A 16,157-nucleotide genomic window follows, 5' to 3' on the forward strand; every position below is an offset into this window, starting at 1 on the left:
GGCATGCACACCAAGGCGACCACCGAGCGGCAGTTCCACGCGCTGGCCAGACTCGGCGGGCACTTCCTCGACGTCGTGCGCGGGCTGCCCACGCTGCGCGCCTTCGGCCGGGCCCGCTACCAGGCCACCGTCATCGAGCAGGTCGCCGACGCGCACCGGGGCGCCACGATGCGCACGCTGCGGGTGGCGTTCCTGTCGTCGCTGGTGCTGGAGCTGTGCGCGTCTCTGTCACTGGCGCTGGTGGCGGTGCCGATCGGGCTCCGGCTGCTGGGCGGCAACCTCGACCTCACCACCGCGCTGCTCGTCCTGCTGCTGGCGCCCGAGGCCTACCTGCCGCTCCGGATGATGGGGACCCGCTTCCACGCCTCGATGGAGGGTGTGGCGGCGGCGGACGCGGCCTTCGCCGTACTGGATGAAGCCGTACCGGATGAGGAGGTGAAGCCCGCGCCCGCTCACGCGGAGCGCGGTGCGGGGCCGCCGGAGATCCGGCTGGAGAACGTCACCGTCCGCTACCCCGGCCGCGAGGACGCGGCGCTCGAGGACGTCTCGCTGGTGATCGCGCCCGGCGAGCGGGTCGCGCTGGTCGGCGAGAGCGGCGGCGGCAAGAGCACGCTGCTGCACCTGCTGCTCGGCTTCGTCTCCCCCGCCTCCGGGCGCGTGCTGGTCGGCGGGCGCCCGCCGGACACCCCCGACGAGCTGGCGTTCGTGCCGCAGCGCCCGCACCTGTTCGCGGCCTCCGTCGCCGACAACATCCGCCTCGGCGCCCCCGGCGCCACCTTTACCGAGGTACGGCAGGCCGCCAAGGCCGCCCACGCCGACGCCTTCGTCGAGGCCCTGCCCGACGGGTACGACACGCTGGTGGGCGAGCGAGGCGCCAACTTCTCGGCGGGCCAGCGCCAGCGCATCGCCCTGGCCAGGGCGTTCTGCCGCCCCGGCGCCACGGTCCTGCTCCTGGACGAGCCCACGGCCCGCCTCGACGGCCGCAGCGAGGCCGCCGTCGTGGAGGCCACCGCCGCCCTGGCCGAGGGGCGTACCGCGGTCATCGTCGCCCACCGGCCCGCCATGATCGACCTGGCCGACCGGGTGATCCGCATCCACGCCGGCCGGGTCCTGTCCGACACCCGCCGCGACGCCACCACCGTGGCGGGCGCCGGCGACGACGTGAGGGAGATCCGGTGAAGCGGCGCATGGGCCTGCGGATCGTCTGGGCCGTGCTGGCCGGGGCCGCGGCCGACCTGGCCGGGCTCGGGCTGATCGCCGCCGCCGCGTGGCTGATCACGCGGGCCGCCGAGCAGCCGGAGCTGGCCGCGCTGAGCCTGGCGATCGTGGCCACCCGCGCCTTCGCCACCAGCCGCGGCGTCTTCCGCTACGCCGAACGCCTGACCGGCCACGACGTCGCCCTGCGCGCCCAGGCCGACACCCGCGAACGGCTCTACGGCGCGCTCATCGCGCCCCAGCAGCCCAGGCACGGCGGCGCCGACCTGCTCAGCCGTATGGTCGACGACACCGAGGCGGTCCAGGACCTGCTGGTGCGCGTCCTGCTGCCCGCGACGGCCGCCCTGATCACCGGCGCGGCGGCGGTCGTGATCGCGCTGACGCTGGCGCCGTTGGCCGCGCTGGTACTGCTGGCGGGCCTGGTGGTGGCGGGCGTGCTGCTCCCGGCGGGCACGGCCGCCGCCGCCCGCCGCTGGTCGGCCCGCCTGGCTCCGGCCAGGGCCGCGCTGGCCGAGCGGGTGGCCGACCTGGTGCACGGCTCGGCCGACCTGGCCGCGTACGGGGCCGGTGAGCGGGCCCTGGCCAAGGCCATGGAGGCCGACGCCGAACTGGCCGCCCTGGAACGCCGCCAGTCCCGCGTGCACGCGGCCTCGCTCGGCGTGGGCACGCTGGTGCAGGGCCTGACGGTGGCCGGGATCGTACTGGCCGCCCGGGCGGCGGGCGCGGACACGGTGGCGACGGCGGTGCTGGCGCTGACCGCGCTGGTGTCGTTCGAGCCGGTGCTGCCGCTGGCCGCGGCGGGCGAGCGCATGGCGGGCATCACCTCCGCGCTGCGCCGCCTGCGCGAGGTGCGCTCGGCTCCCCCGGCCGTCACCGAGCCGCCGGCTCCGGCCGCGCTGCCCGAGGGGCCGGTGACGGTCGAGGTCGACGACCTCGTCGTACGGCACGTGCCCGGCGCGCCCGCGGCCGTGGACGGCATCTCGTTCACGCTGGAACCCGGCAAACGGGTGGCCCTGGTGGGCCCGAGCGGCGCGGGCAAGAGCACGGTCCTGGCGGCCCTCATGCGCCTGCTGGAGCCGGAGTCCGGAAGCGTCCGCGTCAACGGCGTGAACACCGCGGAGCTCGACTCCGGCCAGGTGAGAACGCTGATGACCGGGCTCACCCAGGATCCGTACATCTTCCAGACCACGTTGCGCGACAACCTCCGGCTGGCCGGTCCCGGCGCGACGGACGACGATCTGGCGCGTGCCGTACGCGATGCCCGGCTTGAGCAGTGGGTGAGCAGGACCGGCTGGGACGCCGAGCTCGGCGAGGACGGCAGGACCGTCTCCGGCGGCCAGTTGCAGCGCCTGTCCCTGGCCCGCGCGCTCCTGTACGACCCGCAGGTGCTGCTCCTCGACGAGCCCGCCGAGGCGCTGGACGAGGAGACGGCCGACGCCCTGATGGCCGACCTGCTGGACGTCACCCACGACCGCACGACCCTGCTGGTCACCCACCGCCTCAAGGGCCTGGAGCAGGTGGACGAGATCATCGTCATGGAGCACGGCCGGGCGATCCAGCGCGGCCGCCACGACGACCTGGTCGCCGTCCCCGGCTACTACAGCGACCTCTGGCAGTCGGAGGCCCTCACCCGCCGCTGATTCCGGCTTCCCCGCCGACAGGTTTACATCGCAAACCTCTTTGGTTTATAGTTCAAACCAGTTTGAGCTATCGAGGAGTTTGGCGATGAACGACGACGAGCCCGCCCCGAGCCCGGAGGAGATGCTCCGGCTCATCGAGCAGCAGCAGACCGCGGCGATGCGCCGCTTCCTCCCGGACCCGCTGCTCATGTACGTGCCGTGGGGGGCGGCCTGGTTCATCGGCTTCGGCACGCTCTTCCTCGGCCAGGGACTCCAGGGCGACGGGAACGGGTTGCTGCCGATCACCTGGCAGGTGGGACTGTCCGTGCTCTGGGCCACCCAGATCATCGCCTTCGTCCTCATGGTCATCGCCGTGCTCCGCTCCGGCGGCCACATCAAGGGCGAGTCCGAGACCCGTGGCGCGATGTACGGGCTGGCCTGGTTCATCGGCTTCAACGCCATGGGCATCATCGCCACGCGCTTCGTCCCGCATCTGCAGGAAGACACGATCGGGCCGTTCTACACCGCTCTGTTCATGCTGGTCGCCGGGCTGCTCTACATGGCCGGCGGCGCGATCTACCGGCTGTGGCCGCAGTTCCTGCTGGGTGTCTGGGTCGTGGTGGTCGACGTGGTCGGCACCGTGCTGGGCGGCGGCTGGATCTACCTGCTGCTGGCGGTCCTCGGAGGTGGCGGCGCCGTCGCCACCGGCCTGTGGCTGCGGTGGCGGCGGTGAACAACGAGCTCGACCCCGTCATCCACGCCCAGGCCAGGCTCAGGGTGGTGGCGACGCTCAACACGCTGCCCGACGGTGACCGGCTCGCCTTCCCCGGCCTGAAGGACGTGCTCGGCATGACCGCCGGCAACCTGTCCGTTCACCTGTCCAAGCTCGAAGAGGCCGGCTACGTGGAGATCACCAAAACACACAAGGGCCGCACCCCCGTCACCTACGTCGCGCTGACCAAGCGCGGCAGGGCGGCCTTCGACGAGTACACCAAAGCGATCCGCGCCCTGCTCGACACCGCTGGAGGCACCACATGAGCGTTCTCGCGCGAACCATCGACCTCACCCGGCGCTACGGCGGCGTGCTCGCCCTCGACCGCGTCTCGCTGGAGATCCGCGCCGGTGAGCTCGTCGGCCTGCTCGGCCCCAACGGCGCCGGCAAGTCCACCCTCATCAACCTGTTCGTCGGCCTGCGCCGCCCCACCTCCGGCACGGTCGAGCTGCTCGGCGGCTCCCCCTCCGACCCTCTGGTACGGCGCGGCATCGGCGTCACCCCGCAGGAGACCGGCCTGCCGGAGGCGCTGCGCGTGGGCGAGGTCGTCGGCTTCGTCACCAGCCACTACCCGAAGGCCCGTCCCAAGGGCGAGCTCCTGGAGCGCTTCGGCCTGGCCGACCTGGACCGGCGCCAGATCGGCGGGCTGTCCGGCGGCCAGAAGCGCCGCCTGGCCGTGGCCCTCGCCTTCGCCGGCGACCCGCGGCTGGTCTTCCTCGACGAGCCCACCACCGGCCTGGACGTCGAGGCCAGGCGCACCCTCTGGGACGGCATCCGCGCCTTCCACGAGGACGGCGGCACCGTACTGCTGACCAGCCACTACCTGGAGGAGATCGAGGCGCTGGCCCAGCGGGTCGTCGTCGTGGCCCAGGGCCGCGTGCTGGCCGACGACACCGTCCGCGCGGTGCGGGACATGGTCGGCGTGCAGCGTGTCTCGCTGACCGCCGCCGCCCTGCCGGAACTGCCCGGCGTGCTGTCCAGCGAGCGGGACGGCGAGCGCACCCACCTGATGACCGCCGACGCCGACCACCTGGTGGTGGCGCTGGTCCGCAGCGGGACGCCGTTCACCGGCCTGGAGATCCGGCCGACCTCCCTGGAGGAGGCCTTCCTCCACCTGACCGCCCCCGAGCCCGTCACCGCCTGAGGAGTGCGCATGTCCAGCTTGATCCTGGCCCACACCCGCTACCTGATGATCGAGCAGTTGCGGGTGCCGATCGGCCTCGTGGCCAGCTCCTTCTTCCCCGCTGCCACGATGCTGGCGTTCGTGGTGCCATTCGCCGGCGACAACCCGGTCGCCGCCACGGCGTCCACGGGCTCCATGATGCTCTTCGGCGCCATCTCCGCCGCGCTGATCTCGCTGTCGATCTCGGTGTCACAGGATCGCGAGCAGCCCTGGAACCCCTTCCTGCGCACGTTGCCCGCCGGGCCGCTGCCCGCCTTCGCCGGCCGGATCGTGACGACGGTGATCGCCATGGTCATCTCGGTGATCCCCGTCCTGATCATCGCCGCCGTCCTCACCACGGCACAGATCACGCCGGTACGGCTGGCGCTCGCCCTGGGCGCGCTGGTCGTCGCGACGATCCCGTTCATGCTGCTGGGCCTGTTCATCGGCTACATGATGCCGTCGAAGGGGGCGATCGCGGTGTCGCAGGTGGCGTTCTTCCCGCTGGCCATCCTGGGCGGGCTCCTGCTGCCGCTGCAGATGATGCCGTCGTTCGTCCAGACGCTGTCGTTGTTCCTGCCCAGCAGGGGCGCCGGTGAGCTCATGTGGTGGGCCGTCGCGGGCGCCGCTCCGAACGTGACCGCCCTGGTGACGCTGGCCGGCTGGATCGTTGTGACGGCTGTGCTGGCCGCCTGGGCCTACCACCGCGACGAGGGGCGCCGCTTCTCCTAGCCGCCGCCCCGGGTACGAACGGGGGTGCGCCGCCGAGTCCGCAGCGATCTCGACGGCGCACCCGTCCGTGAGGGGGTCCTATTTCTTCTCTTCGAGGGTAACGGTCACTTCGCTCTGCTTGCCGTCCCTCATGTATATGATCTTGACCTGTTGGCCTGGTTTGAAACCTCTGACCTGTCCGACCACCGTATCCCCACCATCGACCGGCTTGTCGCCGATTCGCGTGATGAGGTCGCCTTGCTTCAGTCCGGCCTTGGCGGCGGGGCTGTTCTCGGTGATCTGGCGGACCAGCGCCCCGGGCACGTCCCCGCTGGCGTCGGTCACGCTCACGCCGAGGAAGGCGTGCTTCACGGTTCCCGTGGCGGCCAGCTGGTCGGCCACCTGCTTGGCGGTGTTCACCGGGATGGCGAAGCCCAGGCCGATGCTGCCGTTGCTGCCGTTCGTGGCGATCGCGGTGTTGATGCCCACGACCTGGCCGGCGGCGTTGACGAGCGCGCCGCCCGAGTTGCCGGAGTTGATCGAGGCGTCGGTCTGGATGGCGCCGCCGATGCTGGTGGGCGGGGCCGAGTCCTGACCGCCGCGGCCCCAGCCGGGCGGAACCTGCTGCTCCTGCTCGCCGCCGACGTTGAGCGTGCGGTCGAGCGCGCTGACGATGCCGGAGGTGACCGTCCCCTCCAGGCCGAGCGGGCTGCCGATGGCCAGGACGGCGTCGCCGACCTTCAGCTGGTCGCTGTCGCCGAGCTCGGCCTTGGTCAGCCCGGAGACGCCGTCGGCCTTGATGACGGCCAGGTCCGTGGACGGGTCGGTGCCGACGACGGTTGCCTTGGCGGTCTTGCCGTCGCTGAACTTGACCGACAGCGGGCTCCCCTTCCCGTTGGCGGCGACGACGTGGTTGTTGGTGAGGATGAGGCCGTCCTCGGAGAGCACGACGCCGGATCCGCCGGCGTTCTGGCCCTGGATCATGACGACCGACGGCTGTACCTTGGTCGCCACCTCACTGATCGTCATCGGGTTGGAGGCCGGCTTGAAGGCCGGGCTCGGCGCCGACTGCACGATCTGCGGCGTCTGGAAGGCGCTCGTGATGGCCGCCCCCGCGACGCCGCCGCCGATCGCCATGGCCGCCAGCGCCAGGCCGGCGATCGCCTTCTGCCCCCCGGTGAAGCCCGGCTTCTTGGCCACGGGCGGTGGCGGGGGCGGCGGCGTCAGGATCGCCGTGTCCTGGCTGGGGAAGCCCCCGGCGGCCGGCGGCTTGGCGCCGAACTGGGTCCAGCCCTGCTCGCGAGGCTCGTTCGCGTCCATCGTCATCTCCTCAAGTCCCGATGCCTCAAGGGTGCCAATGTCGCTGTTAAGGCAGCTTAAGCCGGTGATCAGAGGCTTCTGAACGGGCTGACGCGGGCCTTATCCGCCCTGGTCGGATGAGTCAGGGGCGGTGAGATTCTCATGCGATTCTCAGGCTGGCTTCGGCCAGTACTCGTCACGGAGCAACCGCTTGTAGAGCTTGCCGGTGGGATGACGGGGCAACTCCTCCCGGAAGTCCACGGATCTGGGGCACTTGAAGTGCGCCAGCCGCTCTCTGCAGTACGCGATGAGCTCGGCCTCGAGCGCGGGTCCCGCCTCGTTCATGTCGGCGGGCTGCACCACGGCCTTGACCTGCTCGCCCATCTCCTCATCCGGTACGCCGAAGACCGCCACGTCGGCCACCTTGGGATGGATGGACAGGACGTTCTCCGACTCCTGGGGGTAGATGTTCACGCCGCCGGAGATGATCATGTAGGACCGGCGGTCGGTGAGGTAGAGGAAGCCCTCCTCGTCCAGGTAGCCGATGTCGCCGAGGGTGGTCCAGCCGCGGCCACCCGGGTCCTGGGCGGCGCGGGTCTTGCCGGGGTCGCCGTGGTACTCGAAGGTGAGGCCGTCGGAGAAGTAGATCGTGCCGTGCTCGCCGGGCGGCAGGTCGTTGCCCTCCTCGTCGAGGATGTGCACCTTGCCCAGCAGGGAGCGGCCGACGGTGCCCTTGTGCGCGAGCCAGTCCTGGGGGCCGGCGTAGAGGAAGCCGTTGCCCTCAGTGCCCGCGTAGTACTCGTGGACGATCGGGCCCCACCAGTCGATCATCTGCTCCTTGACGGGGACGGGGCAGGGGGCGGCCGCGTGGATCGCGAACTTGAGACTGGAAATATCGCGCTTTGTCCGCTCTTCTTCAGGAAGTTTGAGCATTTTGATGAACATGGTGGGCACGAGCTGCGAGTGCGTGACGTGATATTTCTCGACAAGTTCTAGATAGCGGACCGGGTCGAACTTCTCCATCACCACCACCGTCGCGCCCAGCCGCTGGAAGGTCATGCAGTAGCGCAGCGGCGCGGCGTGGTAGAGCGGCGCGGGCGAGAGATAGACGCTGTCCCGCTCCGGCGCGAACAGGAACGACACCAGGTTGAACAATGCCCCCGGCTCGTCCAGCGCCGCGTGCGACAGCTTGGGCTTGACGCCCTTCGGCCTGCCGGTGGTGCCCGAGGAGTAGAGCATGTCGGCGCCCTGCGACTCGTCCTCGATCGGCGTGACCGGCTGCGCGGCCACGGCCTGCTCGTAGGAGTCGAAGCCGTCGGCCACGCCGTCCAGCATGAGGCGCAGCCGTACGCCGGTCACGGCCTGCGCCACCTCGGCCAGGTCCGCGCTGGTGATGAAGACCTGGGCCTCGCAGTTGTCCACGATGTAGGCCAGTTCGCCGGCCTGCAGCCGGGAGCTGACCGCGGTGTAGTACAGGCCGGATCGGTGCGCGGCCCAGGCCACGGCCAGGAAGAGCGGATGGTTGGGCAGCATGAACGCGATGTGGTCGCCCGGCCGCAGCCCGGCGGAGCGGAACAGGTGGGCCAGCCGGTTCGACTCCTCGTCCAGCCGGCGGTAGGTGAGGACCTCCCCGGAGCCCGCCATGATCACAGCGGGCTTGTCGGGGGTGACTGCTGCGATGGCTCCCGGGTACATGAACCGAACGATATTCGGTTAAGCGTCCGCCCGGAAGGGCCTGATGACGTAGACGGTGCCCGTACTGGAACGTTGCCAGGCTCGTTCGAAGGTTCTGCGCGGGTAGATCGCCCGCACGCCGCGCGCCGCCGGGTCGTTGGCGATGACGTCGCCGTCGCGGGTGAAGCCGGTGACGACCATGAGGTGGCCGGCGGAGGCGTACCCGAGCTCCTCGCGGGTGAAGGCCAGCGAGGTCACGACCGGCACCCCCGCCGCGACCTGGTCTTCGACCTCGGCCAGCGAGCGCATCCTGGCCACCGACGCGTCGAGTCCGAAACTTCCGGCATAGGCGGTGTTGAAGGCCCAGTTGCCGGTGCCGCCGTAGGCCTTGTCGTAGGTGTGCCTGGCCGCGTGGTCGACCGCCGGGTCCGGATCGGAGCGCGGCACCCAGGACATCTCCCCCGGCCGCGGCCCCTTCTTCCAGTAGGCCAGCACCATCGCGGTGGCGGTCGGGCCGCACCACGCCGCCCCGCCGTGATCGGCGTGCGCGAGCTGCCACTTGCGCGGCACCGCGAGCTCCCGCCCCCACGCGCGCCCGCCGCGGGCCCGCGTCCCGCCCGCGCGCGAGGCCACCGCGCCCAGCGTGCGGATCTCCGGCAGTACGGCGGAGCCCGGCCGCCGGTACAACGACACGCGCAGCCGATAGGCGGTCACCGCCCGCCCAGCCTTGAACACGTCGGCGGCGACCCGCCCCCGCGCGTCCGCCTGCCCTTTCACGGTGGTCCGCACGCCGTCATAGGACCAGCGCCCCATCACGTACCACCCCGATCCGGGCACCCGCAGCTCCACCTTGATCCAACTGCCCGGCGGCGTCACGGCGGTCCACGACGGCACGATCTCGGTGGCGGCGAACCCGATCCGCCGCATCGGCCCGGTCCAGCGGGCCACCTCCCAGGCGCCCGCCCGCACGAAGGCACCGGCCGCGACGCCGGCCTCCCGCTGATAGCCGACCCGCCCGTCCCCCGCCTGCCCTGGCACCACCATCAATATCGCGATCAGAATGCGCACCCTTTATCAATGGCCGCATTCGCGCATATCCCACCCCAAAATTTCTCCCGGGTACGGCGAAGCCGCGATCTCGACGGGGAGAGATCGCGGCTTCGCCGCCCAACCGCGGGGATCAGGAGAAGTGGTACAGGGGCTGCCAGCCCGAGTGGTGGCTCTTCGGCCCGAAGAAGCCGCCCCGGCTCACGTCCACGTAGATGTGCGCGGCGTTCTTACCGGAGAACGAGTAGTGCTTCGGGTTCTTGGTGCAGTTTCTGAAGTTCTTGAAGGAGGTCGAGCCGTCGAAGCCGACGACCTTGAACGTCTCCCACGCGCACTTCTTGCCGCCCCACCACTTGGTGTTGGTGAGCTTGCTGTCGACTGTGTAGAAGTAGTGGTGCTTCCACTTCCACACCTTCTTCTTGACCTTCTCCACGACCCACTTGCAGTGCTTGTTGCCGTGCTTGTCCTTCCAGCAGATCTTCTTCTTGACGTGGAAGGTCTTCCAGTACCAGAACTTGTAGGGCTTCTTGTCGACGCTGACGTGGCCCTCGGCCCTGGACTTGTGGTCGCTGGAGAAGTAGGGCCCCCAGTCCGCTTCGTAGTACGACGAGGCGGTTGTGGTGGTGGCCGCTGTGGTCGCGGTCGTCGCGCCGGCGACGGCCGGGGCGGCGACGGCGGCCATGGTGGCCGCCGCGACGCCGATCAGGATTCGTGAGACGAATCGCACTTCGAGGTCCTCCTCGGGAGAGGTAGTGCTGACTCGTCATTGGTACGCCGCCGGGATTGCCGAACACTTTCAAATTACTTGATAAGGCTCTTTTCCCGATCTTTGACAAATAATAAAGATCCCCCTCCGGAAATCGCCGTGGAGGGGGATCTTTGTTTTCCGGGTCATTCGGCCGGGATGACCGCGCCCGCGTACTTGCTCTTGATGAACTCCTTGACCTTCGGGTCCTGCAGCAGCTTGCCCAGGGTCACGACGCCCGCGTCCTTTTCGTGGCCTTCCTGCACGACCAGGCCGTTGACGTACGGGTTGCCCTCGGTCTTCTCCAGCACCAGCGCCTGCGAGGCCGGCTTCAGGCCCGCCTCGATGGCGTAGTTGCCGTTGATGACCGCCGCGTCGACGTCCTCCAGCGAGCGGGGCAGCAGCGGCGCCTCCAGCGGCTTGAAGGTCAGCTTCTTCGGGTTGCCGGTGACGTCGCGCTCGGTGGCGGCGGTGCCGACGCCCTCCTTCAGCGTGATCAGGCCGTTGTCGGCCAGCAGCTTGAGCGCGCGGCCGAGGTTCGTGGCGTCGTTCGGCACCGCGACGGTCGCCTCGTTCGCCAGCGCGGCGACGTCGGTGATCTTCTTCGAGTACAGGCCCAGCGGCTCCAGGTGGACCGGGGTGACGAAGCTGAGCTTGGTGCCCTTGGACTTGTTGAAGTCGTCCAGGTACGGCTTGTGCTGGAAGAAGTTGGCACCCAGCTGGCCCTCGTTGAGCTGGACGTTCGGCTGCACGTAGTCGGTGAACTCGACCACTTCGAGGTTCAGCCCGGCCTGCTTGGCCAGGTTGTCCTTGACGAAGGTGAGGATCTCCGCGTGCGGCACCGGGCTGGCGCCCACCTTGAGCACCGTGTCGGCCGACTCGGCCGCCGGCTGGGCCGAGCTGGTGGCGGACTGCGACGTACCGCATGCGGCGAGCAACAACGAAAGGGCAGCGACACCCACGAAAGCGCGAATCTTCATATTGATCTTCCTTTTGATGTGAAAGAACTACTTGTGCGACATCCGCCGCGCGACGAGGTCCCCGAGGCTCTGGATCAGCTGCACGAGCACGATGAGCACCACGACGGTGGCGAACATGACCTGCCCCTCGAACCTCAGATACCCATACCGGACGGCCAGGTCCCCGAGCCCGCCGCCGCCGACGGTCCCCGCCATGGCCGAATACCCGACCAGAGCGACCACGGTGACGGTGATCCCCGCGACGATCCCGGGCAGCGCCTCAGGCAGCAGAACCTTCCGCACGATCGCGGTACGGCTTGCGCCCATGGCCTGGGCCGCCTGGACCACATCCCCGCCGACCTCCCGCAGCGCCGTCTCCACGAGCCGCGCGAAGAACGGCACCGCGCCCACGGTCAACGGCACGACCACGGCGATGGTCCCGATCGTCGTCCCCACCACCAGGCGGGTGAAGGGGATGATCGCGATCATCAGCACGATGAACGGCAGCGACCGCCCGACGTTGACGACCGCCCCGAGCACCGCCTTGAGCGCCGGAACCGGCCGCAGCCCACCCCGATCGAACACGACCAGCGAGACGCCGAGCGGCAGCCCGAGCACCACGGTGAACAGAGTGGCCAGCCCCACCATGGCCGCCGTCTGCCCGGCACCTTCCCAGAGCAGCGGAACAATCTCATCCCAGGTCACAAAACCCCCTCCCCCAACACTCCGGCCACCGAGACAGCCCTCACCCCTCCACCCCGCACCGCAGCGGCGTCACGGCCCAGGGCGGCGTCACGCACCGGAGCGGGGCGGACGGAGGCAACCCCTGACCACCGGACCCCGGGCCCCTCCGGCGCCGGGCCGGCGGGACGTGGTGCGGCGGAGACCGGCGCGACACGCACCCATCCCAGCCCGCGTTCCTGCGCCGAGACGGCGGGGTGGTGGGCGGTGGTGGGCTGCGCAGCAGGTGCGGCGGGTGACAGGGGTACGGTGGCGGGCCGAGTACGCGTCGTGGCGGTGGGGGCCACGTCCGGCGTGCGCGGCGCTCGGATGATCGGCGCGAGCCCACGGCGGCGGGCGGCGCCCACCTGGCCCCGCCGTACCGGAAGAGCGCGAACAGCGGCCACCCGAGCGGGAAGAGCGAGAACGGCGAACCGCCACAACCCCCGGACGGGAGCAAGAACGGAGAGAGCGGCGGTCACGGGGCCACCTCCACGAGCAGGCCCTTGTCGCGCAGGTACGAGAGCGCGGCCGGGTCGCCGGAGAGGGTGACGCGCAGGCGGCCCACCCGGGAGCCGGCGAGGTCTTCGATGGCGCCGCCCAGCACGTTGATGTCGGCGTCGAACTTGCGGACGACCTCCGAGATCACCGGCTCGTCGGCGTGGCCGGTGAAGGTGAGGGTGATGTCGCCCGGTGACGGCGCCGGCAGGGGGAAGATCTCGCGGGTCAGGCGCGAGCCCGGGGTGCGGATGAGGCCGGCGATGGTGCCGGATTCCTCGATGCGCCCGCCGGACATGATGGCCACCGAGTCGCAGACCGCCTTGACGACGTTCATCTCGTGGGTGATCAGCAGGATGGTGAGGCCGAGTTCGGTGTTGAGGCGCTTCAGGAGCGCCAGGATCGAGTCGGTCGTGGCGGGGTCCAGGGCGGAGGTGGCCTCGTCGGACAGCAGTACCGCCGGGTTGCCGGCCAAAGCCCTGGCGATGCCGACCCGCTGCTTCTGACCGCCGGACAGCTGCCTCGGGCGGTCGGCGCCGCGGCCGCCGAGCCCGACGAGGTCGAGGAGCTCGGCCACGCGGCGTTCGCGTTCGGCCCGGGGCACGCCCATGACCTCCAGCGGGAAGGCCACGTTGCCGGCGACGGTCCGCGACGACAGCAGGGCGAAGTGCTGGTGGATCATGCCGATGCGCTGGCGGGCCTGGTTGAGCTCGCGGTCGCCGAGCCGGGTCAGGTCCTGGCCGTCGACGGTGACGGTGCCGGCGTCGGGGCGTTCGAGGAGGTTGACGCAGCGCAGCAGCGTGCTCTTGCCGGCGCCGCTCTGGCCGAGCACGCCGAAGATCTCGCCCTTGCGCACGTGCAGGTCGACGCCGTCGAGCGCGGCGGTGTCCCCGTACTGCTTGCGCAGGCCAGAAGCCTGGATCACGAAATTTCCCCATCACGGATGGCGACCACGCGCTGGCGGGCCGCTGAGACGAACTCAAGCTGGAACAGGCTGGTGAGGGGGAAGTGCTAGCGCGTGCCGGGGTGGAAGGGCAGGTGGCTGAGCCTGCGCAGCACGTAGCTGGGTGGTGCGATCATGAGGAAGTACCTTCGGCGAGAACGGGCGGGGCGGGTTCGCTCAGCGGGCCGGACAGGCCATCGCCCGCATTCGGCGCATGCCACGACACATGACGTCGCCCATGGCGCTCATGTCTTTCGCGTATGCCTCGTTCACGCTGGTGCCAACGACCTCTTTACCGTGCCCTATTCCCCCGGCCCGCTGTGAGCTGCCTCACGGGCCCGGAACGCCAAGCTGCCCCGCCGTACCAGATCCAGCTGGTACGGCGGGGCAGGCGCGGGAGGCGTCAGGCGGCCGCGGAGGCGGCGACCTTGGCCGGGGCGAGGGCGATGTCCAGGACCTCGCGCACGTCGCCGACCGCGTGGATGGTCAGCTCGTCGCGGATCTCCTGGGGCAGATCGTCCAGGTCGGGCTCGTTGCGGGCCGGGATGAGCACCGTGGTGATGCCCGCCCGGTGCGCCGCGAGCAGCTTCTGCTTGACGCCGCCGATCGGCAGGACCCGCCCGGTGAGCGAGATCTCGCCGGTCATCGCGACGTCGTTGCGGACGAGGCGGCCGGACAGCAGCGAGGCCAGGGCGGTGGTGAGCGTGACGCCCGCCGACGGGCCGTCCTTGGGGACGGCGCCGGCCGGGAAGTGCACGTGCACCGACCGGTCCTTCAGCGCGGTGACCGGCAGCTCCAGCTCCGCGCCGTGGCTGCGGAGGTAGGACAGGGCGATCCTGGCCGACTCCTTCATCACGTCGCCGAGCTGGCCGGTGAGCGTGAGCCCGGTGTCGCCGGTCTCGGGGTCGGCCAGCGACGCCTCGACGTAAAGGACGTCGCCGCCCGCTCCGGTGACCGCCAGGCCGGTGGCCACGCCGGGCACCGAGGTGCGCTGCTTGGACTCCGGCAGCGATGACTCGGGCACGAACCGCGGACGGCCGAGGTAGTCGACGAGCGCCTCGGCGCTGACCGTGACGGGGACCTCGTCCTTCGCCGCGATCTTGCGGATCACCCTGCCGACCGCGCGCTCCAGGGAGCGCACGCCCGCCTCGCGGGTGTACTCGGTGGCCAGGCGGCGCAGCGCGCCGTCCTCGAAGGAGATCTCCGCGGGCTCGAAACCGGCCTGCTTGAGCTGCTTGGGCAGCAGGTGGTCGCGGGCGATGGCGAGCTTCTCGTCCTCGGTGTAGCCGTCGAGGGTGACGACCTCCATCCGGTCGAGCAGCGGCCCGGGGATGGCCTCCAGGACGTTGGCCGTGGCCAGGAAGAGCACGTCCGACAGGTCGAGCTCGACCTCGAGGTAGTGGTCACGGAAGGTGTGGTTCTGGGCCGGGTCGAGCACTTCGAGCAGCGCCGCGGTCGGGTCGCCCCGGTAGTCGGCGCCGACCTTGTCGACCTCGTCGAGCAGGACGACGGGGTTCATCGAGCCCGCCTCCCTGATCGCGCGGACGATGCGGCCGGGCAGCGCGCCCACGTAGGTGCGCCGGTGGCCGCGGATCTCGGCCTCGTCGCGCACGCCGCCGAGGGCGACGCGGACGAACTTGCGGCCCATCGAGCGCGCGACTGACTCGCCGAGCGAGGTCTTGCCGACTCCGGGAGGACCGGCGAGGGCGAGGACTGCGCCGCTGCGGCGGCCGCCCACCACGCCGAGGCCCTTGTCCTGGCGCCGCTTGCGCACGGCCAGGTGCTCGATGATGCGGTCCTTGACGTCGTCGAGGCCGGTGTGGTCGGAGTCCAGCACCTCACGGGCGCCGTTGATGTCGTAGGTGTCGTCGGTCCTGGTGTTCCAGGGGATGTCGAGGACGGTGTCGAGCCAGGTGCGGATCCAGCCGGTCTCGGGCGACTGGTCGGAGGTCCGCTCCAGCTTGTCGACCTCCTTGAGCGCGGCCTCGCGTACCTTCTCGGGCAGGTCGGCGGCCTCGACGCGGACGCGGTAGTCCTCTTCCTCGCTCTCGGCCGAGTCGCCCTTGAGCTCCCTGAGCTCCTTCTGGACGGCCGAGAGCTGCTGGCGGAGCAGGAACTCGCGCTGCTGCTTCTCCATGCCCTCCTGGACGTCCTTGCGGATCGTCTCGGCGACGTCGAGCTCGGCGAGGTGCTCGCGTGACCAGTCGACCAGCTTCGCCAGCCGGTCGGCGGGGTCGGGCGCCTCCAGCAACTCGACCTTCTGCGCGGTGGTCAGCCACGGCGTGTAGCCGGAGCTGTCGGCCAGCACGGAGGGGTCGTCGATCTGGTTGACCTGGTCGACCACCTGCCAGGCGCCGCGCTTCTGCAGAATGGTCGTGGCCAGCGCCTTGTACTCGCGGGCCAGCTCATGCGCCTGCTCGCCGGCCTCCACGCGGTCGACGCTGTCGGCCTCGACCCACAGGGCCGCGCCGGGCCCGGTGGTGCCGGTGCCCACGCGCACGCGGTTCACGCCGCGTACGACCGCCGCGGGCTCACCGCCCGGCAGTCTTCCGACCTGCTCCACCACGGCCTGCACACCGATCGCGCCATATCTGCCGTCGATCCGGGGAACGAGAAGCACCCGTGGCTTGTTGCCACCGGATGCCTGGGCCGCGTCTATCGCAGCACGCACCTCGGAGTCGGACAGGTCGAGCGGCACCACCATTCCGGGCAGGACGACCTCGTCGTCCAGCGGCAGCACCGGGAGGATCAGCTTCTCACTCATGCGAACTCCAAAGGGTTGAGTTATACCGA

General features: G+C 70.5%; 14 protein-coding genes. 6 read left to right on the forward strand and 8 right to left on the reverse strand.

Annotated features, from left to right (window positions below; translation table 11 throughout):
- The 6 genes from cydD to ACFWY5_RS54460 all read left to right on the forward strand — a co-directional run.
- Positions 1-1,179 (forward strand): thiol reductant ABC exporter subunit CydD (cydD, locus tag ACFWY5_RS54435; protein WP_379639830.1); only part of this gene is annotated, 1,179 nt, incomplete at its 5' end.
- Complete coding sequence (cydC, locus tag ACFWY5_RS54440; RefSeq protein ID WP_379639831.1) at positions 1,176-2,855, forward strand: thiol reductant ABC exporter subunit CydC; 1,680 nt, start codon at positions 1,176-1,178, stop codon at positions 2,853-2,855. The genes cydD and cydC, both read left to right, overlap by 4 nt.
- An 85-nt stretch (positions 2,856-2,940) precedes the next feature.
- Complete coding sequence (locus ACFWY5_RS54445; protein WP_379639833.1) at positions 2,941-3,567, forward strand: hypothetical protein; 627 nt, start codon at positions 2,941-2,943, stop codon at positions 3,565-3,567.
- Complete coding sequence (locus ACFWY5_RS54450; protein ID WP_379619656.1) at positions 3,564-3,872, forward strand: transcriptional regulator; 309 nt, start codon at positions 3,564-3,566, stop codon at positions 3,870-3,872. Before ACFWY5_RS54445 ends, ACFWY5_RS54450 begins: the two co-directional genes overlap by 4 nt.
- Positions 3,869-4,750, forward strand: a complete 882-nt coding sequence (locus ACFWY5_RS54455; protein WP_379619658.1) for an ABC transporter ATP-binding protein — start codon at positions 3,869-3,871, stop codon at positions 4,748-4,750. Before ACFWY5_RS54450 ends, ACFWY5_RS54455 begins: the two co-directional genes overlap by 4 nt.
- Before the next feature lie 9 nt (positions 4,751-4,759).
- Positions 4,760-5,500, forward strand: coding sequence for an ABC transporter permease (locus ACFWY5_RS54460; RefSeq protein WP_379639834.1), 741 nt, complete (start codon positions 4,760-4,762; stop codon positions 5,498-5,500).
- A gap of 78 nt (positions 5,501-5,578) precedes the next feature.
- Here the strand turns inward: ACFWY5_RS54460 and ACFWY5_RS54465 are convergent, their stop codons facing one another.
- The 8 genes from ACFWY5_RS54465 to lon all read right to left on the reverse strand — a co-directional run bounded on the left by ACFWY5_RS54465 (position 5,579) and on the right by lon (position 16,128).
- Complete coding sequence (locus ACFWY5_RS54465) at positions 5,579-6,799, reverse strand: S1C family serine protease (RefSeq protein WP_379619662.1); 1,221 nt, start codon at positions 6,797-6,799, stop codon at positions 5,579-5,581.
- A 150-nt stretch (positions 6,800-6,949) separates the two neighbouring features.
- Positions 6,950-8,473, reverse strand: coding sequence for an acyl-CoA synthetase (locus ACFWY5_RS54470; RefSeq protein ID WP_379639835.1), 1,524 nt, complete (start codon positions 8,471-8,473; stop codon positions 6,950-6,952).
- Positions 8,474-8,491: 18 nt separating this feature from the next.
- On the reverse strand, positions 8,492-9,520 hold the full coding sequence (locus tag ACFWY5_RS54475; RefSeq protein WP_379639837.1) for a peptidase C39 family protein: 1,029 nt from the start codon (positions 9,518-9,520) through the stop codon (positions 8,492-8,494).
- A gap of 112 nt (positions 9,521-9,632) precedes the next feature.
- Positions 9,633-10,226 (reverse strand): hypothetical protein, encoded by a 594-nt coding sequence (locus ACFWY5_RS54480; RefSeq protein WP_379639838.1) that lies wholly within the window; start codon positions 10,224-10,226, stop codon positions 9,633-9,635.
- 164 nt (positions 10,227-10,390) lie between these two features.
- Entirely contained in the window at positions 10,391-11,224 is an 834-nt protein-coding gene (locus ACFWY5_RS54485; protein WP_379639839.1) for a MetQ/NlpA family ABC transporter substrate-binding protein, read from the reverse strand.
- A gap of 27 nt (positions 11,225-11,251) precedes the next feature.
- On the reverse strand, positions 11,252-11,908 hold the full coding sequence (locus ACFWY5_RS54490) for a methionine ABC transporter permease (RefSeq protein WP_379619672.1): 657 nt from the start codon (positions 11,906-11,908) through the stop codon (positions 11,252-11,254).
- A gap of 493 nt (positions 11,909-12,401) precedes the next feature.
- The gene (locus ACFWY5_RS54495) at positions 12,402-13,346 is read right to left on the reverse strand and encodes a methionine ABC transporter ATP-binding protein (RefSeq protein ID WP_379619675.1); all 945 of its coding nucleotides are present in this window, start codon (positions 13,344-13,346) and stop codon (positions 12,402-12,404) included.
- Between the two features lie 421 nt (positions 13,347-13,767).
- Positions 13,768-16,128, reverse strand: a complete 2,361-nt coding sequence (gene lon, locus ACFWY5_RS54500) for an endopeptidase La (RefSeq protein ID WP_379619677.1) — start codon at positions 16,126-16,128, stop codon at positions 13,768-13,770.
- Positions 16,129-16,157 lie beyond the last annotated feature (29 nt).

Origin of the sequence: Nonomuraea sp. NPDC059007, from assembly GCF_042740555.1 — a bacterium.
In the GTDB taxonomy this organism is placed as follows: domain Bacteria; phylum Actinomycetota; class Actinomycetes; order Streptosporangiales; family Streptosporangiaceae; genus Nonomuraea.